General features: G+C 71.8%; 21 protein-coding genes and 1 tRNA gene. 13 read left to right on the forward strand and 9 right to left on the reverse strand.

Annotation, left to right across the window (positions count from 1 at the left end; genetic code table 11):
• Window positions 1-41: 41 nt before the first annotated feature.
• The 4 genes from AB0D08_RS04935 (at window position 42) to AB0D08_RS04950 (ending at window position 3755) form a co-directional block, all read left to right on the forward strand.
• A complete protein-coding gene (locus tag AB0D08_RS04935; RefSeq protein ID WP_359886219.1) occupies window positions 42-1268 on the forward strand; it encodes a DNA sulfur modification protein DndB in 1227 nt (408 codons plus the stop codon).
• A gap of 55 nt (window positions 1269-1323) precedes the next feature.
• A complete protein-coding gene (locus tag AB0D08_RS04940) occupies window positions 1324-1986 on the forward strand; it encodes a hypothetical protein (RefSeq protein WP_359886220.1) in 663 nt (220 codons plus the stop codon).
• 376 nt (window positions 1987-2362) lie between these two features.
• Window positions 2363-3103, forward strand: coding sequence for an SMI1/KNR4 family protein (locus tag AB0D08_RS04945; RefSeq protein ID WP_359886221.1), 741 nt, complete (start codon window positions 2363-2365; stop codon window positions 3101-3103).
• Window positions 3104-3209: 106 nt separating this feature from the next.
• Window positions 3210-3755, forward strand: coding sequence for a Uma2 family endonuclease (locus tag AB0D08_RS04950; protein ID WP_033823593.1), 546 nt, complete (start codon window positions 3210-3212; stop codon window positions 3753-3755).
• Between the two features lie 114 nt (window positions 3756-3869).
• On the opposite strand, the gene AB0D08_RS04955 is transcribed toward AB0D08_RS04950, so the two are convergent.
• Both AB0D08_RS04955 and AB0D08_RS04960 read right to left on the reverse strand, forming a co-directional pair.
• Entirely contained in the window at window positions 3870-5192 is a 1323-nt protein-coding gene (locus tag AB0D08_RS04955; RefSeq protein WP_359886222.1) for an ALF repeat-containing protein, read from the reverse strand.
• 167 nt (window positions 5193-5359) lie between these two features.
• Complete coding sequence (locus AB0D08_RS04960) at window positions 5360-7042, reverse strand: FAD-dependent monooxygenase (RefSeq protein WP_359886223.1); 1683 nt, start codon at window positions 7040-7042, stop codon at window positions 5360-5362.
• 230 nt (window positions 7043-7272) lie between these two features.
• On the opposite strand from AB0D08_RS04960, the gene AB0D08_RS04965 reads away from it, so the two are divergent.
• Window positions 7273-7875 carry a CGNR zinc finger domain-containing protein gene (locus tag AB0D08_RS04965; RefSeq protein WP_359886224.1) on the forward strand — a complete coding sequence of 201 codons (603 nt, stop codon included), beginning with the start codon at window positions 7273-7275 and terminating at the stop codon, window positions 7873-7875.
• Window positions 7876-7990: 115 nt separating this feature from the next.
• Here AB0D08_RS04965 and AB0D08_RS04970 read toward each other — a convergent pair whose 3' ends face one another.
• A complete protein-coding gene (locus tag AB0D08_RS04970; protein ID WP_359886225.1) occupies window positions 7991-8194 on the reverse strand; it encodes a cold-shock protein in 204 nt (67 codons plus the stop codon).
• 373 nt (window positions 8195-8567) lie between these two features.
• Between AB0D08_RS04970 and AB0D08_RS04975 the strand changes: the two genes are divergently transcribed.
• Window positions 8568-8795 (forward strand): hypothetical protein, encoded by a 228-nt coding sequence (locus tag AB0D08_RS04975; protein ID WP_033823596.1) that lies wholly within the window; start codon window positions 8568-8570, stop codon window positions 8793-8795.
• 131 nt (window positions 8796-8926) lie between these two features.
• Here AB0D08_RS04975 and AB0D08_RS04980 read toward each other — a convergent pair whose 3' ends face one another.
• Complete coding sequence (locus AB0D08_RS04980; RefSeq protein ID WP_359886226.1) at window positions 8927-9964, reverse strand: glycosyltransferase family 2 protein; 1038 nt, start codon at window positions 9962-9964, stop codon at window positions 8927-8929.
• A 467-nt stretch (window positions 9965-10431) separates the two neighbouring features.
• Here AB0D08_RS04980 and AB0D08_RS04985 point away from each other — a divergent pair, with 467 nt between their 5' ends.
• Window positions 10432-11808 carry an FAD-binding oxidoreductase gene (locus tag AB0D08_RS04985; RefSeq protein WP_033823598.1) on the forward strand — a complete coding sequence of 459 codons (1377 nt, stop codon included), beginning with the start codon at window positions 10432-10434 and terminating at the stop codon, window positions 11806-11808.
• 62 nt (window positions 11809-11870) lie between these two features.
• Here AB0D08_RS04985 and AB0D08_RS04990 read toward each other — a convergent pair whose 3' ends face one another.
• Window positions 11871-12617: a helix-turn-helix domain-containing protein gene (locus AB0D08_RS04990; RefSeq protein WP_199520453.1), complete on the reverse strand. Its 747-nt coding sequence runs from the start codon at window positions 12615-12617 to the stop codon at window positions 11871-11873.
• On the opposite strand from AB0D08_RS04990, the gene AB0D08_RS04995 reads away from it, so the two are divergent.
• The 4 genes from AB0D08_RS04995 (at window position 12616) to AB0D08_RS05010 (ending at window position 18247) form a co-directional block, all read left to right on the forward strand.
• The gene (locus AB0D08_RS04995; RefSeq protein WP_033823599.1) at window positions 12616-13161 is read left to right on the forward strand and encodes a PaaI family thioesterase; all 546 of its coding nucleotides are present in this window, start codon (window positions 12616-12618) and stop codon (window positions 13159-13161) included. The two genes, AB0D08_RS04990 and AB0D08_RS04995, sit on opposite strands and share 2 nt — an antisense overlap.
• A gap of 149 nt (window positions 13162-13310) precedes the next feature.
• On the forward strand, window positions 13311-13982 hold the full coding sequence (locus tag AB0D08_RS05000) for a hypothetical protein (protein ID WP_359886227.1): 672 nt from the start codon (window positions 13311-13313) through the stop codon (window positions 13980-13982).
• Window positions 13983-14103: 121 nt separating this feature from the next.
• Window positions 14104-18069 (forward strand): ATP-dependent RNA helicase HrpA, encoded by a 3966-nt coding sequence (hrpA, locus tag AB0D08_RS05005; RefSeq protein WP_359886228.1) that lies wholly within the window; start codon window positions 14104-14106, stop codon window positions 18067-18069.
• Between the two features lie 104 nt (window positions 18070-18173).
• Window positions 18174-18247 (forward strand) — tRNA-Asp (locus tag AB0D08_RS05010).
• Between the two features lie 351 nt (window positions 18248-18598).
• On the opposite strand, the gene bldC is transcribed toward AB0D08_RS05010, so the two are convergent.
• Together bldC and AB0D08_RS05020 are read right to left on the reverse strand one after the other, a co-directional pair.
• Complete coding sequence (bldC, locus tag AB0D08_RS05015) at window positions 18599-18805, reverse strand: developmental transcriptional regulator BldC (RefSeq protein WP_014137253.1); 207 nt, start codon at window positions 18803-18805, stop codon at window positions 18599-18601.
• Window positions 18806-19377: 572 nt separating this feature from the next.
• The gene (locus tag AB0D08_RS05020; protein ID WP_233289267.1) at window positions 19378-20301 is read right to left on the reverse strand and encodes a hypothetical protein; all 924 of its coding nucleotides are present in this window, start codon (window positions 20299-20301) and stop codon (window positions 19378-19380) included.
• 217 nt (window positions 20302-20518) lie between these two features.
• Here AB0D08_RS05020 and AB0D08_RS05025 point away from each other — a divergent pair, with 217 nt between their 5' ends.
• Window positions 20519-21634 carry a Glu/Leu/Phe/Val dehydrogenase dimerization domain-containing protein gene (locus AB0D08_RS05025; RefSeq protein WP_033823648.1) on the forward strand — a complete coding sequence of 372 codons (1116 nt, stop codon included), beginning with the start codon at window positions 20519-20521 and terminating at the stop codon, window positions 21632-21634.
• Between the two features lie 364 nt (window positions 21635-21998).
• Window positions 21999-22244 (forward strand): DUF3073 domain-containing protein, encoded by a 246-nt coding sequence (locus tag AB0D08_RS05030; protein ID WP_033823604.1) that lies wholly within the window; start codon window positions 21999-22001, stop codon window positions 22242-22244.
• A gap of 138 nt (window positions 22245-22382) precedes the next feature.
• Here AB0D08_RS05030 and purM read toward each other — a convergent pair whose 3' ends face one another.
• Together purM and purF are read right to left on the reverse strand one after the other, a co-directional pair.
• A complete protein-coding gene (purM, locus tag AB0D08_RS05035; RefSeq protein ID WP_033823605.1) occupies window positions 22383-23468 on the reverse strand; it encodes a phosphoribosylformylglycinamidine cyclo-ligase in 1086 nt (361 codons plus the stop codon).
• A 158-nt stretch (window positions 23469-23626) separates the two neighbouring features.
• On the reverse strand, window positions 23627-25204 hold the full coding sequence (gene purF, locus AB0D08_RS05040; RefSeq protein ID WP_033823606.1) for an amidophosphoribosyltransferase: 1578 nt from the start codon (window positions 25202-25204) through the stop codon (window positions 23627-23629).
• Window positions 25205-25277: the final 73 nt, after the last annotated feature.

Below are 25277 nucleotides of genomic sequence, written 5' to 3' on the forward strand. Positions count from 1 at the left end.
GCCGTGCCCCGCCGCCTGTCGCACCGAGAGGAAGCCGCCCCATGAGCCTGACCATGCCGACCGCCACCGTTGAGGGCATCCAGCTGACCGTGACCCCGTTCCGCCCGGACGCGGTTATCGGAACGATGGCACTGCCGACCCTCCTGCAGCTCGTGCCCTCCCCGAAGGCCGAGGAGGACACGCGGGCCCTGAAGTACGCCTCCGGCACCCTGCGCCGGCACGCCGAGGTGCGCGCGCTGGTCCAGCGGATGCTGAAGGCATCTCAGAAGGGCCGGAACGTTGTCTCGTACGCCTCGTACATCGCTTCCGGGATCAACGGTGACCACGGCTGCGCGTGGTCGACCCCGCCCATCACCCTGTGGCTGGACGGGCACCCCGGCGCCGTGAGCGAGGAACTGGTACCCGGCAGCGGCATCCGTACCGTCACCGTCCTCCCTGGCTCCCCCGTCGTTGCCATCGACGGCGAGACCCAGGTCACCGCCTGGCACGAGCTGTACGACAACCCGGAGCGCTTCGGAACCACCTACCAGAAGCTGAGCGCCGTCCGGGTGCCGTTCGAGCTGTACTTCGGCCTGAGTGTCGAGGACGCCCGGCAGATCTTCTACGACCGCAACGTCGAGGGCGTCCCTGTCGCCAAGAACCTGGCCATGTCCATGGACCAGCGCGACATCGGCACCCAGCTCGCCCACCGCGTCGCGAGCACCGTCAAGATCGAGCACGACGGGAAGATCATTCCGTTCGCCAAGCTCGTTCAGGCCCGCAAGCGGCAGCTGACCAAGACCGATCCGGAGGTCGTGACTCTCTCCGCCCTCCGGGCGCTGGTGATCACCAGCCTGCATGGGCGGCGCGGGCTCGGACTGTCGTCCGCGACCATGCATGAAGACGCCTTGCCCGAGGGCGTCACCACCGAGCACATCGAGCAGCAGCTCGTTCCGCTGCTCTCGCGCCTCATCGCCCGCCTCTACCCGCACTTCGCCGCCCGCAGCGCTGTGTCCGCCCCGGCCGTCCTGGCCGGTCTCGGCGTCGCCGCTCACCAGGCCACCAGCTGGGCTGCCTCCGGCCAGCGGCTCACCGAGGACCAGCTGACCAGCCTGCTGGACTCCGTGCGCTGGGACCGCGATGCCCGCTTCTGGGACGGCATCGCCGCCAGCGCGAACGCCGTCGGCGTGCTGAACTTCGGAGGTGGCGCCAAGGACGCTGGCGGTCGGGTCGCCGACGCTCTGCTGCACCCCGACACCGAGTACGGACGCAAGGTCCGCGGCTGGTAATAGGGTTGCCAGTCCAGGAAGTTGAGACGGATTCTCACGGGACAAGGGGCACGGTGTGAGTGAGATTGCCAAAGCGGTAGCCGCGCTTGAGGAACAGGCCGCCGAGGCTCGCGAACTTCGACAGACCCTCGAACGCATCGAGGCCGAGGTCGACGCACATCTGGACGACCTTCGCGGCATCGGCAGTGCGATCCTCGACCTTCATTTCGACCTTGACAACCAGATCGCCGAGCACGACTACTCGGCTGTCGAGCAGGCGGTCGGAACCCTCGGGGGCCTCGTGGACGTCGCGGAGATCCTTCCCAAGATCGACGCCGTCTTGCTGCTGACCGCGCTCCTGGAAGGCACGCCCACCCCCGACCTCACGGTGCCGGTCGAGCTGTTCGAAGCTGGGGAAGCCGAGGACCACCGGAGCGCCGAGCAGGAGGCTATCCGTAACCGTGCCCACAAGGCCGGCCTGCATCTGATAGAGCTCTTCGACCACATCGGAGACAACCTCTGGCCCGAGCTCATCGAGTCAGTCGAGACCGGCCGGCGCGACGACGCGGTCCGTGCGCTGGCAGCCGCCGCTGCAGCAGCGCGCGACGCACGGCCCGCGTACAAGCTGTACGAGGTCAACCTGTCGATCCAGTACGAGGCAGACCCGTCATCGCTCGGGGCGATGGGTGAGTTCCTGTCCGGCTTCGAGACCTGGCTGTTTTCGCAGAAGGACTCGTAGACACCTCACCCGTCGCACGACCAGGCGACGGGTGAGGTGCCCCGTGTGGCACCCCGAGCCTCCGTCCTACCGGCCGCCATGCCTCGGACTGGCCCCCGGTTGACGCCAACGCTGACGCCAACCGGCCCGAACAATGGCGTCCGACGGCAGCCTTCCGCGGACGGCAGAATCACCCAAACCGGGGCATCTCACCGCCCCGGCTTGGCCTGAAAAGCGGAAGGTCGCCGGTTCGACCCCGGCCCTGGCCACACCAGCCTGAACAGGCATGATGCCCCTGAAGCACTCGCTTCGGGGGCATTTTCGTGCCGCTTCGCCTGGTGGTGGCTCCGGCGGAGCTCCTCGGCCGGTGGGGCGGCGCCGGACCTGTGGGGGCGAGATGGGCGCGACCGGCGACGAGATGGACGTGACCGGTGTTGGGTGGCAGCCGGCGAACACCGGCGCGGGGGTCGACTGGTCGGGAGTCCGCGAGCGGGTGACAGCTCTGCGGGAATCCCCGTTCACGGAGAAGGTCTTCGGGGCTCGTCAGCAGGGCTTCGGGCATGACTTCGTGCTGCAGCCGCCGCTGAGTGAGGCCGACCTGGCAGAGGCCGAGGAAGAACTCGGTGTCGCGCTCCCGACCGACTACCGCAACTTCCTCGTCGAGGTCGGCGCAGGCGGAGCGGGCCCCTTCTACGGCCTCTTCCCACTGCGGTGTGACGGGCAGGGCTGGCACTGGCTGGACGACACGGTCCGAAGCGACAACTCGCTACTGTGGAGGCCGTTCCCCGCTGCGGACCAACGGGCTCGTTGGTCGGCGGACCTCGACGCTCGCGAGCCGGTCTCGGACGACTTCCCCGACGAACAGTCCTATCTCGCGGCGTACCGCGTCTGGAGCGAGGAGTGGGAGAGGCTCCACGACGAGATGACCGCCGGAGCGATCCGCCTCAGCCACGAGGGATGCGGCTACTACACCTGGCTCGTGGTGACCGGGCCGGAGCATGGCACCCTCTGGACCGACCTCCGGGCGTGCGACGGCCCCATCGAGCCGCTCGCTGGCACCGGCCGCGACCGGGTGAGCTTCGGCGAGTGGTACCTGGGCTGGCTGGCCCAGGCCGACCGCGAGGCCCACGGCCGTTGAGCCCAGAGCGCCGGGTTCGACCTCGGCGCTGGCCCAGCCTGGCCGATAGTCGGGCGGCCCGGACTACGCTGAGGTGCTGTCCGGCGCAATCCAGGAGGCATCGCGCATGAACCCGGAGCACTTCGCACTCCTCGAAGAGGCCCGTAGGAGCCTGCCCGACGGATTCAAGGTGGAGCTGTCGGGCGACACCATCGTCATGATGGTCAGTCCCTCGGGCATCCACCAGCGGAACCTCCTCCTGGTCCGCCGCCAGTTCGACGCACACGCTCCGTCGGATCTGCTGCCGAGCGAGAACACCGACCTCGTCTCACCGCACGTGGGCAAGAGCCGGAACCCGGACCTGACGTACCTTCCGGGCGAGGCGTTGGAGACGACCGAGAACCAGGTCCCTTCCGAAGTCGCCGCGGTCGCCGTCGAGCTGGTCTCCCCGTCCAACCCGGAGAACGACTGGGTCGGGAAGGTACGCGACTACCCGCTGATGGGGATCCCGCTGTATCTGCTGGTCGACGCTCGGCAGAAGACCGTCACGCTCTTCAGCCGGCCGGATGGCACCAGGTACCACCGCCGCGAGGACATCGAGTTCGGCGAGACGCTGCACGTCCCGGAGCCGTTCGACTTCGACCTGGTCACCGCCGAACTGCTCCCGTACTGACCGACGCCCGCGCGGAGCCGCCGCGGAGCCCGGGTCCGGGGCGGGCGGGTCCGGGGCGACGGAAGCACTCCGCCGGCCGGCGCGACGGGCGCACCGACCGGCGGAGGGGAGTGATCAGGCCTGCGGGCGGCGGCGCGCGGCGACGAGTGCGCCGGCGCCCAGCAGGACGGCCGCGCCGCCGGCGGCGGCGAGCTGTCCGAGCGGGGTGGTCGGGCCGGTGCTGGCCAGCGAGTCCTCGCCGACGGTCCGGACGTCGGCGGCCGCGGCGGGCGCCGTCCCACCGGCGGTGGCGGCGGCGGGGACCACGGTGGTGCCCGGCTGGGCGGAGCCGGAGGTGCCACGGGCGGCCTCCGCCGCAGCCTTGTCCGCGGCGCGGGCCGTGAACTGGCCCTCCTTCAGGAAGTGTTCGACGTCGGCGGCCGAGCCCGCGAGCGCCTTCTGCGCGGCCTCCCGCACCACCGGCCCGCTGTTCGGGTCGTCGAGGATCCGCTGCACCTCGGCACGGTTCTCGTCCTCGGCCCGGGCCACGTACTGGCCGGTCTTCAGGAACGTGCGGATGTCCTCGATGCTGCCGCTCAGGGCCGCGTTGGCGGCCTTGCGCACCGCCGGGCCGCCGGCCGACATGATCCGGGTGGTCCGGATCCGGTCGTCGGTCTCCGCGGCGTTCTTCAGCCCGGCCTTGAGGAAGTGCTCGACGTCCGCGGCCGAGCCCGCGAGCGCCTTCTGCGCGGCCTCCCGCACCACCGGCCCGCTGTTCGGGTCGTCGAGGAGGCGCTGCACCTCGGCGCGGTTCTCGTCCTCCGCCCGGGCCACGTACTGGCCGGTCTTCAGGAACGCGCGAACGTCCTCGATGCTGCCGTCCAACGCCGCTCCGGCGGCCTTGCGCACCGCCGGGCCACCGGCCGACATGATCTGGCTGAGCCGGAGCCGGTCGTCGTCCTCCGCGGCGCGCTTCTCGTCCTCCGCCCGGGCGACGTACTGGCCGGTCTTCAGGAACGCGCGGAGCGCCTCGACGTCGTCCGAGTCGACGAGAGCCCTGCACTGCTTCTTGAGCACCGGGCCTGCGGCGTTCATGATCCGGGCGATCGCGATCCGCGCGTCGTCCCGGCGGATCCCGTCCACCTCCACGGCCAGGAAGTGCGCCCGGTCGGCCGGGGTGCCGGCCAGGGCCGCGGCCGCGTGCTCGCGCAGGTAGGCGCTCGGGTCCGTGAGCAGGTAGTCGTTCGGGTAAACGAGCAGCTTCTCGATGGCGGCCCGGTTCGCCTCGTCCGTCTTCGCCTCGTCCGCCTTCGTCTCGGCCGCCTTGGTCTCGGCCGGGTCGGTCTGCTCGTGCCCCGCCGGGGCGGTGTCGGCGAACGCCGGGGCGGCGCCCATGGCGACGGGTGCGGCGGCGGTCGCCAGGAAAACGGCAGCGGCGAGCGAACGACGAATCTTCAACAGTCCCCCGGGATACGAATACGTACGAGCCCCGCTGCGGGCTTCGCGGCGGTCAGCCGGGTGATCGTACATCAACGACATCGCCCACACGCGAACACATTTCCGTCACGACCTGACGCTCCCGCAGTCGCCGGATCTGCCGCCCACCAGCGGCGGCTGTTGCTGCCTCAGGCGCCCGGGATTCCGAGGATGTTCCGGAGCACGGCCGTGAGGTGGCCCGTGTCGGCGGGCGCCGGGCCGGTGGCCCGCCAGGCGAGGTGGCCGTCGGGACGGACCAGGACCGCGCCGCTGCCGGGGATGCCGCAGCGGGCCGCCCAGCTGCCGGGTTCGCTCTCGTTCCTGTCGCCGCCCGTGACCGTCCGGGCCGTGACGGGGAGCCCGGCGGCCGCCGCGTGCTCGGCCTGCCGTCGCCAGGCCGGGGCCTCGGCCGGGGTGAGCAGGGTGAAGCCGTGGCCGGCCAGGTCCAGGGTGGAGGTGATCCCGTCGGCGCCCGTCAGCCGTACGTGCGGGGCGCGTTCCCCGGGGGCGGCGTCCGGGCCGAGGCCGGCGGGGTCCAGCGGAGACCGGCCGGCAGAGGCGTGGTCGGCCGCGCCCGGGTCGGGGAGGACCGCGGTGGAACGGTAGGCGGCGGTGAGCAGGAGCTCGTCATCGATGCGGTAGCCCGCGCGGGCCCTGGCATTGGCCAGCGACAGGTCGATGACCTGCCGGGCGAGTGGGCGGCGCTCGGCCTCGTAGGTGTCCAGCAGCGCGTCGGCGGCGCGGCCCGCGGTGACGGCGGCGAGCTTCCAGGCGAGGTTGTCGGCGTCGCCGATCCCGGTGTTCATCCCGTGCCCGCCGGTCGGCGGCACCACGTGCGCCGCGTCGCCGGCCAGCAGCACCCGTGAGCGGCGGTACCCGGCGGCCAGCCGCGCATCCATCCGCCAGGCCATGGTGTCCCGGACCGTGACCTCCAGGTCCGGGATGCCGGCGGCCGCCCGGACCAGCGCGACCAGCCGGGAGGTCCGGTCCCGGCCGGCCGCCGGCTCACCGGGATCCCCGCCGGGATCCCCGCCGAGATTCCCGGCGGGATCCCCGCCGGGACCCCCGCCGGGACCCCCGTCGATGTCCCCGGCCGAGGGGTCGAAGGGGTGCTGGTAGATCCAGTGCCGGTCGTTGTCGACCGCCATGAAGCCGCCGCGCCCGGGCGCGGTGAGGAAGTACGAGGCGCTGGCGCGGTCCGCCACCACCGGACCGAGCGGCGCCTCGAACCGGATGCTGAGGTAGTGGCCGAGGCCCGTGGGTCCCTCCATGGCGATGCCCGCGCCGGTACGGACGGTGCTGGACGCCCCGTCGCAGCCGATCAGCCAGTGGGCCCGTACGGTCTGCCGACGGCCGGTGGCACGGTCCTCCAGAACGGCGTGGACGGCGCCGTCCCGCTCGGTGAAGGACTCCAGCCGGGTGCCGAACCGTACGGCCGGCCCTGCGAGCCGGCGGGCCCGGTCGGCCAGGACGCGCTCCAGGGCGTCCTGGGAGCAGATCAGGCCGGGCGCGGGCGTGGGCTCCCGGCCGTCCTGCGCCGGTACGGGAACGCCGGTGCGGACGAACTCCGGGTCGACCAGGTCGCGGCCGCGGTAGAAGAAGACCTGGGAGGCCGGGAGCCCCGCCTGCCGGACGGCGTCCTCCAGGCCGCAGCGCCGGAGGATCTCCATCGAACGGGCCGAGACGCCACGGGCCTTGGGATGACGGGAGGTACCCGGGCGCGCCTCGGCCAGCAGGTGGTCCACGCCGTACTCGGACAGCAGGACCGACAGGGTCAGGCCGACCGGGCCGCCGCCCACGATCAGTACCGGCGTCGTCGTCGGGACACGCATGGCTCTCCCCAGGGCCCGGCCACCCCCGCAGGACGTACGGCCCCGGGGCACGGCGAGTGGGACGGCACGCCCCCAGGGCGTAACGTCAACTTATGTGATTAGACGTTACCATTGGGTCGGGCTCACCCTTCGGGCCCGGCCGCGCACCGGATTTCGGACCGTTGATCCCGAAAATCGGACACCGGCCGCCGGCCACCGACCCAACGCGACAGAACACGGAGGACCAGGCCATGGCTGCGGAACTCGGCGACAACAATCCCCGCGGGCTCCACTTCATCGCCGACCTGGCCAACACCGTCCAGGACGATCCCGGCGCGGGCCCGGCCGCTCTCCAGGCCCTCGTCGAACGCCACGGCGGCCCGCCGTTCACGCTCACCGACGCCGACGCGGACGAGCTCAGGCGGGCCACCGCCCACCTGGTCCGCATCCTGGCCACCACCGACGAGGACACGGCCGCGGGGCTGATCAACGACCTGCTCGACCGCTACCCCGCCCGCCCCACGCTGGTCCGCCTCCCGGGGCGCCCGTGGTCCCTGCACTCCCGGGCACCCCGGGAGGCCGGCCTGACGCACTGGCTGCTGTCGACCGCCGCCCTGGCCCTCGGCCTGTGGCTCGGCGAACGCGGCGGCTGCGCCTGGGGGAGCTGCGCCGCGCCCGACTGCGAGCACTGGTTCTTCGACACCGGCCGCCGTACGCCCCAGCGCTACTGCTCCCCCCGCTGCGCGACCCGCGTCCGGGTGGCCGCCCACCGCGCCCAGCGCACACCCGCGGCACACCCGGCCCACGGCACCCCGGGCCAGGCCGCGCCGCACGGACCCGGCGGGCGCCCATGAGAGAGCCCCGCGGGGCCCGGCGGGGGCCCGGCGGGGCCGGAAACGCCGAGAGGCCCGCACCGCGCGGACGCGGTGCGGGCCTCGGCTGTCGGCAGTGTGCGCCGGGCAGCGAATGTCAGAGCGGGCGAATGTTCTCCGCCTGCGGGCCCTTCTGGCCCTGCGTGACGTCGAACTCGACCTTCTGGCCCTCGAGCAGCTCACGGAAGCCGTTGGCGTTGATGTTCGAGTAGTGGGCGAACACGTCCGGGCCGCCACCCTCCTGCTCGATGAAGCCGAAGCCCTTTTCCGAGTTGAACCACTTCACGGTGCCAGTAGCCATAAAAAAATCTCCTTCAATGGGCAGTCCGAAACTCACAGCTCGCGAGCTCCGCGTCGCCGCCATGATGACCCGCCCGGGAGAAAAAACCGGGAAACAAAATGCGCCTGCGGTCACAACCAGCAGGCGCACACAAAGTTCATGGGAACCAAAACTGCAACTAGCACGACTGTAGCAGGGTCCGAGCCGAAACGGGGGATTTCCTCACGCCGACTTTCCGGGGCCGCCACCGGGCCCTCCGTGGCCCGTCCGCGCCGGGTGGTGATCAACTCGCGGGCGGGCGAGGGCGGCACGGACCGCCGCCGGGGCCGTGTGATTCAGAAATTTGAGGTCCCGGATCACCCCCGTACATCGGATCAGGCGCATACTGGCATCGATGACGAATTCAGCCGCGCCCCGGCGCCACCTTCCCACCAGCCCCTTCCGTACCGCGGCCCCACCGCCGCCCAAGCGATTCGCCGTTGGTGACCGTGTGACGCATGACGAGTACGGCCTCGGCCGGACCATCAGCGTCGAGGGCAACGGCGAGATCGCGGTCCTTGTCGACTTCGGCTCCCGGCAGGAGCGGATCACCTCACCCTTCACCAAGCTCTTCCTGCTGTGACCTGCGCACAGCTGACTTCCCGGCAGGTGCCCCCGGGTCGGTGACCACCGGCCCGGGCACGGGCACGCCCCCGTCCGCGCGGGCGTGCGCCGTCGACGCGGGGGGCGCCTCTGCGGCCCCGCCCGCCCCCTTCAGGCCGTGGCGCGGCGCAGCCGGGGGCGGCAGCGGGCCAGCCGGTGGAGGCGCTGCAGCAGCACGAACTCCAGCATCCGGTTGGCCAGCGTGAGGCGGTACTTGACCCGCAGTTGGGCGCCGAGGCGGCCGATCTGCTCCGGGCCGATCGCGTGCAGCAGACGGCTGACGTGCTGCTGGTAGGCCTCGCGGAACGGCCGGGCGCCGTCCGGGACGGACCAGAAGAACATCGGGATCTCCTCGGCGAGGCTGTTGGCGTCGTAGGAGCTCAGGTAGTCGCGGAACTCGGGTTCGGGGCGGGCGAGCAGCCACTCGCGGACCAGCTCCATCGAGCGGACCCGGTCGATCACCCCGCGGGGGTCGGTCTTCTGCTGGGTGATGGACGCGTCGGATCCTTCGCGCACCCGCCAGTGGTAGATCGGCTCGGAGAGCACGTCCACGCTCTTGGCCAGGTAGTGGTGCGGCACGCTGACCGGGGCGTCCTCGTACAGGATGCCCTCGGGGTAGAGGATGCCGGCGCCGTCGAAGAAGGACCGCCGGTACACCTTGTTCCACGCCGTGCGGTCGGTGACCAGGGACGGGATCTCGGTCACGTGGGTGCGCAGCCGGGTCTCCCCGAACGGCTTGCGGTGGGCGTGGGACGGGTAGTAGCCGGAGGCGTCGCGGAAGCGCAGCGCGTTGCCGGCGGCGAAGTCGGAGCCGGTCCGGTCCAGGGTCTCGATCATCAGCTGGTAGGCGCTGGGCGGCAGGGTGTCGTCGCTGTCCACGAAGGCCAGGTACTGGGCGCCCGGGTCGGCGTGCCGCCAGCCGGTGTTGCGGGCGGCACCGAGTCCGCGGTTCTCCTGGCGGACCAGCCGGAAGCGGGGGTCCTCGGCGGCGTAGGCGGTGGCGATGGCCGCGCTGCCGTCGGGGGAACCGTCGTCGACCATCACGCACTCGAAGTCGGTGAAGGTCTGGGCGGCGATCGAGTCGAGGCACTCCTTCAGGTAGGGCTCGACGTTGTAGATCGGGACGACGACGGACAGGCGGGGTGCCATTGGCTGCGCAGCCTTTCGATCAAGGGCCTACTCCCAGCCCGGGAGCGGTCACCGGGGGTGATCGCGCACCAGTCTCGGGGGCCGATGCGGCCGTTGTGCTAACGCCGGATGTCGCCCGGGGTTCCGGCTCCCGACCGGCCGGTTCCGGACCGCCCGGCGGGTCGTGCGCGTCGGATCCGCGGGAGGCGTACGGCGGCTCGGTGGCCGCACGGTTGCCCGAACTCGCGGGGGCGGGTGCGGCGTTGGCCGTGGACCGGTCGGGCTGCCGTGCGGCGGGCGGGGCGGCGGCGCATGCTGGAAGGTGCGGGCGGCTCACGCGGCGCCCAAGCTCGCGGTGCCCGCCCTCGCGCATCCGGCCCGGGCCCGAGGGGCACGGGCGAGTGGTGGGCTGCGGTCACGGAGGGCGACCGGTGGGGGCGCGACGCGTCGATCCGGGTGCCGGGCCGGTCCGCAGCAAGGAGAGCGTGATGGACACGGCAACCTACGAATCGCTGCGGGGCACCCTGCGCGGCCCGGTCACCGGACCGGGCGACCCGGGGTACGACGAGGCTCGCAAGATCTACAACGCGATGATCGACCGGAGGCCGGCCGCCATCGTGCCGTGCGCGGACGCGGCCGATGTGATGTCGGCGGTCGGATTCGGCCGGGACAACGGCCTGGCCGTCGCGGTGCGCGGCGGTGGCCACAGCGGCGGCGGGCTGTGCCTGGTCGACGACGGGATGATCATCGATCTGGCGGCGATGCGCGGGGTGCGGGTGGATCCGGTGGCCGCCACGGCGCAGGTCGCCGGCGGCGCGCTGATCGGCGAACTCGACCACGCCGCGGACGGTTTCGGGCTCGGGGTGCCGGCCGGCATCATCTCGACCACCGGGGTGGGCGGCCTGACCCTCGGCGGTGGCCACGGCCACCTCACCCGCCGCTACGGCCTTACCATCGACAGCCTGCTGTCGGCCGATGTGGTGCTCGCCGACGGCAGCTTCGTGACCGCGGACGAGAGCCACCATCCGGACCTGTTCTGGGCGCTGCGCGGTGGCGGCGGCAACTTCGGGGTGGTCACCTCCTTCACCTTCCGGCTGCACCCGGTCGGCACGGTGGGGCTGGGGGTCACGGTCTGGCCGGTCGAGCACACGCCCGAGGTGCTGCGCTGGTACCGCGAGTTCCTCCCGCACCAGCCCGACGAGCTGAGCGGCTTCTTCGCGGCGCTGGTGATCCCGCCCGGGCCGCCGTTCCCCGAGGAGATCCACGGCCGCAAGATGGCGGGCGTGGTGTGGTGCTGGACCGGCGACCTGGACGGCCTCGACGCGGCCCTGGCGCCGGTGGCCGACGCCGGCCCGCCGGCCTTCCACTTCGCGACGCCGATCCCCTACCCGGCGCTGCAGAGCACCTTCGACCCGCTGCTCCCGCCGGGACTGCAGTGGTACTGGCGCGGGGACTTCTTCGACCGGATCACCGACGAGGCGATCGAGGTGCACGCCAAGTACGCGGCCGCCATCCCGACCGGCCTGTCGACCATGCACCTGTACCCGGTCGACGGCGCGGCCCACCGGGTCGGCCGGGACGACACCGCGTGGAGCTACCGGGACGCGGTGTGGTCCGGGGTGTTCGGCGGCATCGACCCGGATCCCGCCAACGCCGGCGTGATCCGGGACTGGTGCGTCGGCTACTGGGAGGAGCTGCACCCGTACTCGATGGGCGGGGCGTACGTGAACTTCATGATGGACGAGGGCGAGGACCGGGTCCGCGCGACCTACCGCGACCACTACGACCGGCTGGCCCGGGTGAAGGGGACGTACGACCCGGACAACCTGTTCCGCGCCAACCAGAACATCGCCCCGGCGCGCTGAGGCCGCCCGGGTGGGGCCGCCCAGCCGCGGCCGCCCACCTGCGGCCGCTCGCCCGAGGCCGCTCAGCCGGCGCCGGGGGCGAAGACGTACCCGCGGAACCAGGTCGGGAAGGCCCGGCGCAGCTCGCTCGGGCCCTCCAGCCGGGCCGCGCCGCTCTTCAGCAGCCGGTCCCAGCTCAGCTCGCCCATCCACCAGCCGGTGAAGGCCGCCAGTTCGGCCTCGACCCGCAGTGCGACCGGCCGGCCGAGGTCGTCCGCGCACAGGGTGACGCCGCCCGGGGCGGTGTGCAGGAAGAAGCGGTCCGGCGTGGCGTCGGGGAAGTGCAGCTCGACCAGGGTCGGCCGGCCGGGCAACCGGTCGTGGTGGACCCGGCGGTGCATGTCCCAGCCGAGCACCCGGGCGTCGAGGTGGTCGGGCCGCAGGGCGGTGCGGTCCCAGGTGGTGGCCCAGCCGCCGAGTTCGGCGACCACGCCGCGCAGGGCCCGGCCGGCCTCGGTGAGCCGGTAACCGCCGGTGGCCGGACGCTCGACCAGCCCGGCCCCCTCCAGGGTCCGCAGCCGGGCGGAGAGCATGGTGCGGGAGATCTGCGGGAGTCCGGCCCGGAGTTCGGAGAAGCGGGTCGAGCCGAGCAGCAGTTCGCGGACCACCAGCAGCGTCCAGCGCTCGCCGAGCACCTCCAGGGCCCGGGCCACCGCGCAGAACTGGCCGTAGCCTCGGGGGTTGCCGTCCATGCGGGCCAGGGTACCGCCGCCGCAGGTACGGATTCCGTACTTGAGCGGGCCGCGGCCGGCGGGCAGGTTGGGTGCCATGACCACCGATCTTCGGGCCGCCGCCCGTACCGCCGACGGCATCCGCACCCGGACCCACCACTGGACGCCCGCCCCGCCGGCCGCCTCGTACACCGGCCTGTCGGGCGAGCAGGTGCTGCGGGCCATCGTCGCGGGCGAGATCCCGGCACCGCCGATCGCGAGCACCCTGGGGTTCCGGCTCGCCGAGGTCGGCCCCGGCAGCGCCGTCTTCGAGGGCACCACCGGCGAGCACCTCTACAACCCGCTCGGCAGCGTCCACGGCGGCTACCTCGCCACCCTGCTGGACTCCGCGCTCGGGTGCGCCGTGATGAGCCTGCTGCCGGCCGGCACCGGCTACACCACCACCCAGCTCAACGTGCACCTGGTCCGCCCGGTGTTCGCCGACACCGGGCTGCTGCGCTGCGAGGCGCTGGCGCTGCACGTGGGCCGGACGGTGGCGACCGCCGAGGCCCGGGTGACCGGCGTGGCCGACGGCCGGCTGTACGCCCACGGCACCACCACCTGCGCCGTGCTGCCGCCCCGCCCGGCCCCCGCCGCGCCCTAGGACCTGCCTCCGGCCGGTCACGAATCGGCCAAGTCCGCGAGAAGGCCCGGCGACCGGCGTAAGTTCTCGCTCCCCCGGGGCACGGCGGGCCGGCACCGGTCCCGCCTGCCCCCGGGCAGCGACGGACTCCTCCGGAAGGCGGCCCACCCATGTCCCGTCCCAGCCACGTCGTCCTGACCAAGACCGCACCCGCCGTCTCTCTCACCAAGCGCGGAGTCACCTCCGGGCTGATCCGGGTCAACCTCAACTGGACCTCCCCGCGGGCGGCCGCCCTCGCCACCGCCAAGGAGGCCAAGGGCCTGCTGCACCGCATCCGGGCCGGCCTGCGGGCCGGCGCGGCGCCGGACATCGATCTCGACCTGGGCTGCATGGTCAAGTTCACCGACGGCCGCCGCACGGTGGTCCAGGCGCTCGGCGACTCCTTCGGCGCGGTCGACCGGTTCCCGTACGTGGCGCTGGACGGCGACGACCGTACCGGCGCCGTCGCCACCGGCGAGAACCTGACGATCAACCTCGACCACCAGGGCGGCTTCGCCAAGCTGCTGCTCTTCGTCTACATCTACGAGGGAGCCGGCGACTTCCGCGGGCTGGACGCGGTGGTGACCCTCGCCTCCGACCGCGGCGACCACATCGAGGTCCGGCTGGACGACTGCCCGCCCAGGGCCCACGCCTGCGCCATCGCCCTGCTGCAGCGGCAGAAGGGGGAGCTGGTGGTCAGCCGCGAGGTGCGCTGGTTCACGCCCGCGGACGGGCCGGGGATCCAGGACGTGATCTCCCGGGCGTACCGGTTCGGGATGAAGTGGACGCCCGCCCGCAAGTAGCCCCCGGCCGTCCCGCGCCCCCGCCCCGGCCGCCTCACCGCCCTCTCCCGTGGTTCTGTGACACTTGAGGCGTTGAAAAACCGAGGTGCGCCCCGCCCGTGCCTCCCTGCAACCTAGAGGGATGCCCCCCGTGAGTTCTCCCGTATCCCAGCCCGCCGATGCAGCCACCATCGGAGCGCTGGCCGCCCGGCTGCCCGAGCTGATGCTCCGCGACCAGCAGCGGATCGGCCGGCGGCTGGACGGCACCCGCCGGGTCCGCAGCCCCGAAGCCCGCCTCAAGATCGCCGAGGAGCTGGCCGCCGACGTCGCCAAGGCCGAGCTGCGGGTGGCGCAGCGGCGGGCGGCCGTCCCGGCGATCCGGTACCCCGCCGAGCTGCCGGTCAGCCAGAAGAAGGACGAGATCCTGGCGGCGATCCGCGACCACCAGGTGGTGATCGTCGCCGGTGAGACCGGCTCCGGGAAGACCACCCAGATCCCGAAGATCTGTCTGGAGCTCGGCCGCGGGGTGAAGGGCCTGATCGGCCACACCCAGCCGCGCCGGATCGCCGCCCGGACGGTCGCCGACCGGGTCGCCGAGGAGCTGGACACCCCGCTCGGCGAGGCGGTCGGCTGGAAGGTCCGCTTCACCGACCAGGTCGGCCCGGACACCCTGGTCAAGCTGATGACCGACGGCATCCTGCTGGCCGAGATCCAGACCGACCGCGAGCTGCGCCAGTACGACACCCTGATCATCGACGAGGCGCACGAGCGCAGCCTCAACATCGACTTCCTGCTCGGCTACCTGAAGCAGCTGCTCCCCCGCCGCCCCGACCTCAAGGTCGTGATCACCTCGGCGACCATCGACCCGGAGCGGTTCGCCGAGCACTTCCACGGCGCGCCGATCGTCGAGGTCTCCGGCCGCACCTACCCGGTCGAGGTCCGCTACCGGCCGATCGTCGAGGAGGGCGCCGAGGACGAGGAGGTGGACCGCGACCGCGACCAGGTGCAGGCGATCTGCGAGGCGGTCGAGGAGCTCCAGGCCGAGGGCCCGGGCGACGTCCTGGTCTTCCTGTCCGGCGAGCGGGAGATCCGCGACACCGCGGACGCCCTGACCAAGCTGAAACTGAAGTTCACCGAGATCCTCCCGCTGTACGCCCGGCTGTCCTCGGCCGAACAGCACCGGGTCTTCCAGCGCTCGAACTCCCGCCGGGTGGTGCTGGCCACCAACGTCGCCGAGACCTCGCTGACCGTCCCCGGCATCAAGTACGTGATCGACCCGGGCACCGCCCGGATCTCCCGCTACAGCCACCGCACCAAGGTGCAGCGGCTGCCGATCGAGGCGGTCAGCCAGGCCAGCGCCAACCAGCGCAAGGGCCGCTGCGGCCGTACCTCGGACGGCATCTGCATCCGGCTGTACTCGGAGGAGGACTTCCTCTCCCGCCCCGAGTTCACCGACGCCGAGATCCTGCGCACCAACCTGGCCTCGGTGATCCTGCAGATGACCGCGGCCGGCCTCGGCGACATCGCCGCCTTCCCGTTCCTGGACCCGCCGGACTCGCGCAACATCAAGGACGGCGTCGCCCTGCTGCACGAGCTCGGCGCCCTCGATCCGGAGGAGAAGGACCACCGCAAGCGGCTCACCCCGCTCGGCCGCAAGCTCGCCCAGCTGCCGGTGGACCCGCGGATGGCCCGGATGGTGCTGACCGCCGACGGGCTCGGCTGCGTCCGCGACGTGATGGTGATCGCCGCCGCGCTCTCCATCCAGGACCCGCGCGAGCGCCCGGCCGACAAGCGCCAGGCCGCCGACGACCGGCACCGCCGGTTCACCTCCGAGACCTCCGACTTCCTCTCCTACCTCGCCATGTGGCGCTACGTCAGGGAGCAGCAGCAGGAGCTCTCCTCCTCGGCCTTCCGCCGGATGTGCAAGTCCGAGTTCCTGAACTACCTGCGGATACGGGAGTGGCAGGACGTCTACACCCAGCTGCGCACGGTGGCCAAGCAGCTCGGGGTGACCATCGACGAGCCGCACCCCGACGCGGAGCCGGACGCCGACCGGATCCACCAGGCGCTGCTCTCCGGCCTGCTGTCGCACATCGGCCTGTTCGACGTGGAGAAGCGTGAGTACGGCGGCGCCCGCGGCTCGCGGTTCGCGGTCTTCCCGGGCTCCGGCCTGTTCAAGAAGCCGCCGCGCTGGGTGATGTCGGCCGAGCTGGTGGAGACCTCGCGGCTGTGGGCCCGGGTGAACGCCAAGATCGAGCCGGAGTGGGTGGAGCCGCTGGCCGGCCACCTGATCAAGCGCACGTACAGCGAGCCGCACTGGGAGAAGAAGGCCGGCGCGGTGCTGGCCTACGAGAAGGTGACCCTGTACGGGATGCCGATCGTGGCCCAGCGCAAGGTCAACTACGGCCGGATCGACCAGGAGCTCTGCCGCGAGCTGTTCATCCGCAACGCCCTGGTCGAGGGCGACTGGGAGACCCACCACAGGTTCTTCGCGGAGAACCGGACGCTGCTGTCCGAGGTCGAGGAGCTGGAGAACCGGGCCCGGCGCCGCGACATCATGGTCGACGACCAGACCCTGTTCGACTTCTACGACGCCCGGCTGCCGGAGGAGATCGTCTCCACCCGGCACTTCGACTCCTGGTGGAAGAAGGCCCGGCACGAGCAGCCGGACCTGCTGAACTTCGAGAAGTCGATGCTGATCAACGAGTCGGCCGACGGGGTCACCGAGGCCGACTACCCGGACCACTGGCAGCAGGGCAAGCTCCGGTTCCGGCTGACGTACCAGTTCGAGCCGGGCAGCGACGCGGACGGGGTCACCGTCCACATCCCGCTGCCGGTGCTCAACCAGGTCACCGGCGAGGGCTTCGACTGGCAGATCCCGGGGCTGCGGGCGGAGCTGGTCACCGCGTACATCCGGGCGCTGCCGAAGGCGCTGCGGCGCAACTTCGTCCCGGCGCCGGACTTCGCGGCGGCCGCCCTGAAGCAGGTTCAGGACCGTCAGGAGCCGCTGCTGCCGACCCTGGAGCGGGTCCTGCAGCGGATGTCGGGCATCGTGATCCCGCCGGAGGCCTGGGACGACGCCCGGGTCCCGGACCACCTGAAGGTGACCTTCCGGGTGGTGGACGGCAAGCGGAAGCTGGCCGAGTCCAAGGACCTGGAGGAGCTGCGGCGCAAGCTCAAGCCCAAGCTGAGCGAGACGCTCTCCTCGGCCGCCTCCGGCAGGGGCATCGAGCAGCGCGGGCTGGACGCCTGGCCGGCCGGTCTGCCCACCCTGCAGCGCACCTTCGAGCAGCGCTCGCGCGGCCACTCGCTGCGGGCCTACCCGGCGCTGGTGGACGAGGGCGAGTCGGTGGCGATCAAGCTGTTCGACACCCCGGAGGACCAGCAGCAGGCGATGTGGGCGGGCACCCGGCGGCTGCTGATGCTCCGGGTCAACTCCCCGGCCAAGTCGATCCAGGGCCGGCTGGGCAACCAGGCCAAGCTCGCCCTGTCGAACAACCCGCACGGTTCGGTGCCCGCGCTGTTCGAGGACATCGTGGCGGCCGCCACCGACCGGCTGATGGCCCTGAACGGCGGCCCGGCCTGGGACGAGGAGTCGTTCACCAAGCTGTACGACAAGGTCCGGGCCGACCTGTACGAGCTGTCGGCGGACACCACCCTCAAGACGGCCACCGCGCTGATCGCCTTCCAGAAGGCCTCGAACCGGCTGAAGTCGGTGAGCAGCCCGGTCCTGCTGACCGCGGTGAACGACGTCCGGCTGCACCTGGCCTCGCTGGTGCACCCGGGTTTCGTGACCGAGACCGGCTGGCAGCGGCTGCCCGACCTGAAGCGCTATCTGATCGCGGTCGACCGCCGCCTGGAGGCGCTGCCCAACCACCCGCAGCGGGACATGCAGCACCTGCAGAAGGTGCAGGAGGTCCAGCGGGCCTACGGCGAGCTGCTGGCCCGGGTGCCGGCCGGCCGGCAGCCGTCGCCGGAGGTCCGGCAGATCCGCTGGATGATCGAGGAGCTGCGGGTGAGCTTCTTCGCGCAGGGCCTGGGCACCCCGAGCCCGGTCTCCGAGAAGCGGATCCTGAAGGCGATGGAGGCCGCCGCGGGCACGCTCTGAGCTGCGGCGGGGGCCGCCGGCGGCCGGTTCGACCTGGGGGCCCCACATGCAGTACGATCTGTCTTGTTCGCAGGCGAGAGCAGGCGGGCAAGGATCAGATCTCTGGTCCCGTGGAGCAGTTGGTTAGCTCGCCACCCTGTCAAGGTGGAGGTCGCGGGTTCAAGTCCCGTCGGGATCGCAGTGAGGCAAGGCCCGGAACCGCAAGGTTCCGGGCCTTGCTGTTTTTCCTGACTCCCCCTCAGGCCCACTTACCCCAGTCTAGGTCTAGACCTCAAGGTAACGGGCGAGTGACGGTCATCACGTATCTTCTCCCGGGACCACACAGGATGGACCCCCCTCGGACACGTCGTCATTTAATATATAAAATTGCACATGCATTCACGCTAATTGCCCCCACCCCCACCAGCCCCAATAGGAATGCCCGCCTCCGGGGCCGGCGGAACGGATTCCGGGCACACCGAAGGGGCCGCATCCCGGACCCGGCGGAGTCCAGGGATACAGCCCCTTCGGAAAGACTTCAGCGAGGCCCTCAGGCCTCGGTACGCTGCGCCGGAATCCCGGCCAGCAGAGCACGCACCTCCGCCTCACGGTACCGGCGGTGGCCGCCGAGAGTGCGAATAGACGTGAGCTTGCCTGCCTTGGCCCAACGGGTCACCGTCTTCGGGTCAACGCGAAACATCGTGGCTACCTCTGCCGGCGTCAGCAGCGGCTCAGCGTCAGGGGTACGAGCGGTCATGAGCGGCCTCCTCGGGAGAACCGAACCAGGGCGGTTCTATCCTTCAAATTCTGCACCTTGGCCCGCGATGCCCGAAATGGCACAGACGGGCCGAGTCGGTTATAGGACGAACGGCTTGTCCTGGTGTCTACAACTACACCATCCGTCCAGCCCCATCGACCAAACCGCCAAAATTGACCCCTCACGGGTTCAAGAGCGACGGATGGCCATGGACCCTCCCATAGCGGACAGTCACCCCACGGTGACATCCGGTTACGGCAGGACCAGACCCGCTGTTTCTCCGCAAAGCACACACCACCGGCAGATCCACCCAAAAGTGGACACACTTGAGTGAACTTGGGCTGGTTGTCCCATTTTTGCACATAGGGGTAAGTTCGCGTCAACGGTGAGTAGTGTCACGTTCGACAGGTATTGACCCGAACCGGGACCATGGTCGCCCGGCCAGGGCCGAAGGTCCGTACCTTCCTCACCCCATCCTCACCCGGCCCACTGACATCGGGCCAGACCCCGGCAGCCCCGACGTGAACGGCCGTCAGTCCCGGCCGCCCGGCCCGTCCCGCCCGCTCCTGCGCTCAGCTGCTCTGCCGCAGCGCCAGCACCTGCCGCCAACGCGCCGTCACCGACTCGTACGCCCTGGCGGCCGCCGCGCCGTCCCCGGAGCGCAACGCGGCGAGGCCCGCCTCGATCTCCCCGACCGACCGCTCCTCGGCCAGCCAGCGCGGCCCGAGCAGGTGCACCAGGCCGCCGTAGTCCAGCTCCACCAGCGAGCGCGGGTGGAACTCCTCCAGCCACCGCCCGACCTGCTCCACCCCCTTCACCAGGGCGCGCGAGCGCGCCTCGCGCTCCCCGGACCCGGAGGACGGCCGCAGCCGCAGCGCCCGGTACCCGCGGGCCACCCGGCGGCGCGCCTGCACCATCGAGGTCAGGTAGAAGAGGGCGGCCGGCTCGGCCCCGCCCTCCTCGCCCCGGTCCGGCACCGCCGGCAGGTAGCGCCGGTCCTCCTCCCCGAACAGCGGGAACCAGCGCAGCGGCACCTCCCAGCGGCTGGTCAGGATCCACGGCCGGGCGTCCGGGTGCTCGGCCCGCCAGCGCTCCCGGTCGGCCACCGCGGCGGCCCGCACGGCCGGCGGCAGCACGGTGTCCAGCAGCGCGGCCGGCAGCGCCGCGGACAGCTCCTCCAGCGCCTGCCAGCTGCGCAGCCGGGTGGTCCAAGGGCAGACGTAGGTGACCCCGTCCACCACCCTGACGTAGGCCCGGTCGTCCTCGTGCTCCGGCAGCGGGCGGGGCGTGCGCGCCGCCAGCTCGGCCAGCGCCGCGCGCTGCTCGGCGAGCGCCGCCCCGGCGACCGGCCGCCGCGGGCCGTCCGCGTCCGGGCCGTGCGCGGCGGCCCAGGCCTGCCAGCGGGTCCGGTCCGGCTCCGGGTAGGCGGCGAGGGGCTCGTACACCCGCAGGTGGGCGGCGTAGGGCGGGATCACCGAAGTTCGCACAGCGGTCACAGACCGCATCGTCGCACGTACCCCGGGCCACCGGGGAGGGTGCCGACCGGGCGGTCCGCTCGTTATGTCTCAGGGACCGTCAGGGGGCAGATCCGGGCCCACCTCCAGGGCTAGGCTTCGACACAGACGCCCGCACCACCGCCGCGGGCCCGCAATTACTGGAGTCACCACAGTGACCGACGTACACACCGCATCCGTCTCGCACCCCGCACCCGGCGTGCTCGGCAGGATCTTCGGTACCGCTCAGGACGGCGCCGCCGGCGACGGGCACGAGCAGGTCGTCCTCTGCCACGACCGGTCCTCCGGTCTCAAGGCCATCATCGCCATCCACTCCACCGCCCTGGGCCCGGCCCTCGGCGGCACCCGCTTCCACCGGTACGACACCGAGGAGGAGGCGCTGGAGGACGCGCTGCGGCTGTCCCGCGGCATGAGCTACAAGAACGCGCTGGCCGGCCTCGACCTGGGCGGCGGCAAGGCCGTGATCATCGGCGACCCGAACGAGGTGAAGACCGAGGCGCTGCTGCGCGCCTACGGCCGCTTCGTGGAGTCCCTGCGCGGCCGCTACATCACCGCCTGCGACGTGGGCACCTACGTCCAGGACATGGACGTCGTGGCCCGGGAGACCGACTTCGTCACCGGCCGCTCGCCGGAGCACGGCGGCGCCGGCGACTCCTCGATCCTGACCGCCTTCGGCGTCTTCCAGGGCATGCGCGCCTCCGCGCAGGCCCGCTGGGGCCAGCCCACCCTGCGCGGCAAGCGGGTCGGTGTGGCGGGCGTCGGCAAGGTCGGCCACTACCTGGTCGGGCACCTGGTCGCGGACGGCGCCAGCGTGGTGATCACGGACGTCTCCGAGGCGGCCGTCAACCGCGTGCGCGCGGCCCACCCGGAGGTCGAGGTGGTGGCCGACACCGCCGCCCTCCTCCAGGCCAAGCTGGACGTCTACGCCCCCTGCGCGCTCGGCGGCGCGCTGGACGACCTCACGGTGGCCGCGCTGGGCGCGGAGGGCACCGCGGTGGTCTGCGGCGCGGCCAACAACCAGCTGGCCCACCCCGGGGTCGAGAAGGACCTGGCCGACCGCGGCATCCTCTACGCGCCGGACTACCTGGTGAACTCCGGCGGCGTGATCCAGGTCGCCGACGAGATCGAGGGCTTCAACTTCGAGCGCGCGAAGAACAAGGCCACCAAGATCTTCGACACCACGCTGGAGATCTTCACCCGGGCCGCGCTGGACGGCGTGCCGCCGGCGGTGGCGGCCGACCGGCTGGCCGAGAAGCGGATGCGGGAGATCAGTGCGCTGCGCTCGGTCCTGCTGCCGGGTGCACGCAGGGCCTGACGCTGGGTGAGGGGGGCGGATCCGATTCGCCCCCCTCGCATCACAATGTGGAACCGGATTCTCAGTTCGTAGCCCGATCGGGGGATCCTCCGGCCTCCGGCGGGGGATAATCTCTGCGGGTACGACGGGTCCGGCCAAGCTCCGGGCAGCCTGCAAAAGCCCGAAAACCCTCCTGTGACCTGGATGGACCTGGTCTCGGGGGGCGACGGTGCGCGCCACGTCACACGCGAGACGTACCGTACGGCGGCGGAAACAGGTACCGTTAATGCTCCAAGGGACGGCTCTCCCACTCAGGGCGGCCGGCCTGATGATCCACACGTGTCAGACTCGGGGCCGTGAGCCCCATCGTTGAGGGGGTCGACCCATGGGGCGCGGCCGGGCCAAGGCCAAGCAGACGAAGGTCGCCCGCGAGCTGAAGTACAACAGCGGCGGGTTCGACGCAAACCGTCTGTCCAGTGAGCTGGGCGTATCGCCGGCTCCTGCTTCGATCGAGCCTGAGCCGATCGAGGACGAGGACGACGATCCCTACGCGGCGTACGCGGATTACTACGCGGACGATGAGGACGACGAGGCGGAGGCCGACAGCGGCCAGTCGCGTCGCCGGGCGTAAACAGCTGACTCCGGGCCGGCCCGGCGCTCCACCAGCGCCGGGCCGGTCTTCGGCGTGCCCGCGGGCCGCCGACGGGAGCAGCGACGGCAGCGGGGCCCCCGGGAGATCCCGGGGGCCCCGCTGCCGGATGCCGGCCGGTCAGGCCAGCTCGAAGCCGTCGTAGGCGTTGTAGAGCGCGGCGCCGCCGTCGTGCTCGGCGGCGCGGTCCACGATGTCACCGAGCAGCCAGGACTCGATGCCGCGGTCCTCCAGGATCGCCAGCACCACGTCGACCGACTCCGGCGGGACCACGGCCACCATGCCGACGCCCATGTTCAGGGTCTTCTCGATCTCCAGGGCGGTCATCTTCCCGACCTCGGCGACGGTCTGGAAGACCGGCAGCGGGGACCAGGTGCCGCGGTCCAGGCGGGCGTGCAGGCCGTCCGGGATGACCCGGGCCAGGTTGGCGGCCAGGCCGCCCCCGGTGACGTGCGAGAAGGCGTGGATCTCGGTGGCGCGGGTGAGCGCCAGGCAGTCCAGCGAGTAGATCCGGGTCGGCTCGAGCAGTTCCTCGCCGAGGGTGCGGCCGAACTCCTCGACCTGGCGGTCCAGCTTCCAGCCCGCCTGGTTCAGCAGGACGTGGCGCACCAGCGAGTAGCCGTTGGAGTGCAGGCCGGAGGCGGCCATCGCGATCACCACGTCGCCCGCGCGGACCCGCTCGGCGCCCAGCAGCGCGTCCGCCTCCACCACGCCGGTGCCGGCGCCGGCCACGTCGTAGTCGTCCGGGCCCAGCAGGCCGGGGTGCTCGGCGGTCTCGCCGCCGATCAGCGAGCAGCCGGCCAGCGTGCAGCCCTCGGCGATGCCCTTGACGATGGCGGCGACCCGCTCGGGGTGCACCTTGCCGACGCAGATGTAGTCGGTCATGAACAGCGGCTCCGCGCCGCAGACCACCAGGTCGTCGACGACCATGCCGACCAGGTCGTGGCCGATCGTGTCGTGCTTGTCCATCGCCTGCGCGATGGCGACCTTGGTGCCCACCCCGTCCGTGGCGGAGGCCAGCAGCGGTCGCTCGTAGCGCTTGAAGGCGGACGCGTCGAAGAGGCCGGCGAAGCCGCCGAGGCCGCCGACCACCTCGGGCCGGTCGGTCCTGCGCACCCACTGCTTCATGAGCTCGACGGCGCGGTCGCCCGCCTCGATGTCGACGCCCGCGGCGGCGTAGGTGGCACCGGTCTGGTTGCTGGTCACGTGCTGTGGCCCTTCCGGGTCAGTGGGGGGTGGAAACCTTGGGGCACCCGGCACAACCGGGACAGGGGCGCCGGGAACCGTGCGCCCGGCACGGAGTACGTGCGCCGGGCGGGCGGTTCCCGCGCCCCTGCTGGTGCATGGCCGGTGCGTTGCCCTTCCTACGGGCGCCGCAGGGCGTCTGCCGCGCCGTGGCCGCCGATCAGCGACTGGACGCCGTCCAGGTCGCTGGTGGGCTTGCCGCGGACGGCCGGGGGCTTCTGGCTCCCGGCGATCTCGGCCTCCAGGAGGAGCTTGCCGAGCAGCGCCGGGTCCGGCAGCTCCATCGGGTACTCGCCGTCGAAACAGGCCCGGCAGAGGTTGTCCTTGGGCTGCGCGGTGGCCTCGATCATGCCCTCGATCGAGATGTACGCCAGCGAGTCCGCGCCGAGCGTGCGGCCGATCTCCTCGACGGTCATCCCGTTGGCGATCAGCTCCGCCCGGGTGGCGAAGTCGATGCCGAAGAAGCAGGGCCACTTGACCGGCGGGGAGGAGATCCGGATGTGCACCTCGGCGGCGCCCGCCTCGCGGAGCATCCGCACCAGCGCGCGCTGGGTGTTGCCGCGCACGATCGAGTCGTCGACGACGACCAGGCGCTTGCCCTGGATGACTTCCTTGAGCGGGTTGAGCTTGAGCCGGATGCCGAGCTGGCGGATGGTCTGGCTGGGCTGGATGAAGGTGCGCCCGACGTAGGCGTTCTTCACCAGGCCGGAGCCGTACGGGATGCCGCTGGCCTCGGCGTAGCCGATCGCGGCGGGGGTGCCGGACTCGGGGGTCGCTATCACCAGGTCGGCCTCGACCGGGGCCTCCTTGGCCAGCTTGCGGCCCATCTCCACCCGGGAGAGGTGCACGTTGCGGCCGGCGATGGAGGTGTCGGGGCGGGCCAGGTAGACGTACTCGAAGACGCAGCCCTTGGGCTTGGCCTCGGCGAAGCGGGAGGTCCGCATGCCGTTCTCGTCGATGGCGATCAGCTCGCCGGGCTCCACCTCGCGGATGAAGGAGGCGCCGCAGATGTCGAGCGCCGCCGTCTCGGAGGCGACCACCCAGCCGCGCTCCAGGCGGCCGAGCACCAGCGGGCGGATGCCCTGCGGGTCGCGGGCCGCGTACAGGGTGTGCTCGTCCATGAAGACCAGCGAGAACGCGCCCTTGACCTTGGGCAGGATCTGCTTGGCGGTGTCCTCGATGGACAGGTCCGGGTAGCCGGCCAGCAGCGCGGTCACCAGGTCGGTGTCGTTGGTCGCGGCGGTCCGGCCGGAGCGCGAGACGTGCTCCTCGCCGGGCAGCTCGGCGACCATCGCCGCCAGTTCGGCGGTGTTCACCAGGTTTCCGTTGTGCCCGAGGGCGAGCGAACCGTGGACGGTCGCACGGAAGGTCGGCTGGGCGTTCTCCCAGACCGAGGACCCGGTGGTCGAGTAGCGGGCATGTCCGACGGCGATATGCCCGTGCAGGGATCCCAGCGAGGCCTCGTCGAAGACCTGGGAGACGAGTCCCATGTCCTTGAAGACCAGAATCTGGGACCCGTTGCTCACTGCGATGCCCGCGGATTCCTGTCCGCGGTGCTGCAGGGCATAGAGGCCGAAGTACGTGAGCTTCGCGACTTCCTCGCCGGGGGCCCAGACACCGAAGACGCCGCAAGCGTCCTGGGGTCCTTTCTCGCCGGGAAGAAGATCGTGATTGAGTCGTCCGTCACCACGTGGCACGTCTTCGAGTCTAGGGCAGTTCCGTACGCCTTCCCGAACAGGGGAGGCCCCGGTTATTGGCCGATCGAATGGC

It is taken from the genome of Kitasatospora sp. NPDC048540 (genome assembly GCF_040651175.1).
Classification (GTDB): Bacteria; Actinomycetota; Actinomycetes; order Streptomycetales; family Streptomycetaceae; genus Kitasatospora.

Bases quoted from the DNA above. Each gene is read 5' to 3' on its own strand.
- AB0D08_RS04935 (WP_359886219.1), top strand. From the start codon at position 42: ATGAGCCTGACCATGCCGACCGCCACCGTTGAGGGCATCCAGCTGACC.
- AB0D08_RS04945 (WP_359886221.1), top strand. From the start codon at position 2,363: ATGGGCGCGACCGGCGACGAGATGGACGTGACCGGTGTTGGGTGGCAG.
- AB0D08_RS04950 (WP_033823593.1), top strand. From the start codon at position 3,210: ATGAACCCGGAGCACTTCGCACTCCTCGAAGAGGCCCGTAGGAGCCTG.
- AB0D08_RS04960 (WP_359886223.1), bottom strand. From the start codon at position 7,042: ATGCGTGTCCCGACGACGACGCCGGTACTGATCGTGGGCGGCGGCCCG.
- AB0D08_RS04965 (WP_359886224.1), top strand. From the start codon at position 7,273: ATGGCTGCGGAACTCGGCGACAACAATCCCCGCGGGCTCCACTTCATC.
- AB0D08_RS04970 (WP_359886225.1), bottom strand. From the start codon at position 8,194: ATGGCTACTGGCACCGTGAAGTGGTTCAACTCGGAAAAGGGCTTCGGC.
- AB0D08_RS04975 (WP_033823596.1), top strand. From the start codon at position 8,568: ATGACGAATTCAGCCGCGCCCCGGCGCCACCTTCCCACCAGCCCCTTC.
- AB0D08_RS04980 (WP_359886226.1), bottom strand. From the start codon at position 9,964: ATGGCACCCCGCCTGTCCGTCGTCGTCCCGATCTACAACGTCGAGCCC.
- AB0D08_RS04985 (WP_033823598.1), top strand. From the start codon at position 10,432: ATGGACACGGCAACCTACGAATCGCTGCGGGGCACCCTGCGCGGCCCG.
- AB0D08_RS04995 (WP_033823599.1), top strand. From the start codon at position 12,616: ATGACCACCGATCTTCGGGCCGCCGCCCGTACCGCCGACGGCATCCGC.
- AB0D08_RS04990 (WP_199520453.1), bottom strand. From the start codon at position 12,617: ATGGCACCCAACCTGCCCGCCGGCCGCGGCCCGCTCAAGTACGGAATC.
- AB0D08_RS05000 (WP_359886227.1), top strand. From the start codon at position 13,311: ATGTCCCGTCCCAGCCACGTCGTCCTGACCAAGACCGCACCCGCCGTC.
- hrpA (WP_359886228.1), top strand. From the start codon at position 14,104: ATGCCCCCCGTGAGTTCTCCCGTATCCCAGCCCGCCGATGCAGCCACC.
- bldC (WP_014137253.1), bottom strand. From the start codon at position 18,805: ATGACCGCTCGTACCCCTGACGCTGAGCCGCTGCTGACGCCGGCAGAG.
- AB0D08_RS05030 (WP_033823604.1), top strand. From the start codon at position 21,999: ATGGGGCGCGGCCGGGCCAAGGCCAAGCAGACGAAGGTCGCCCGCGAG.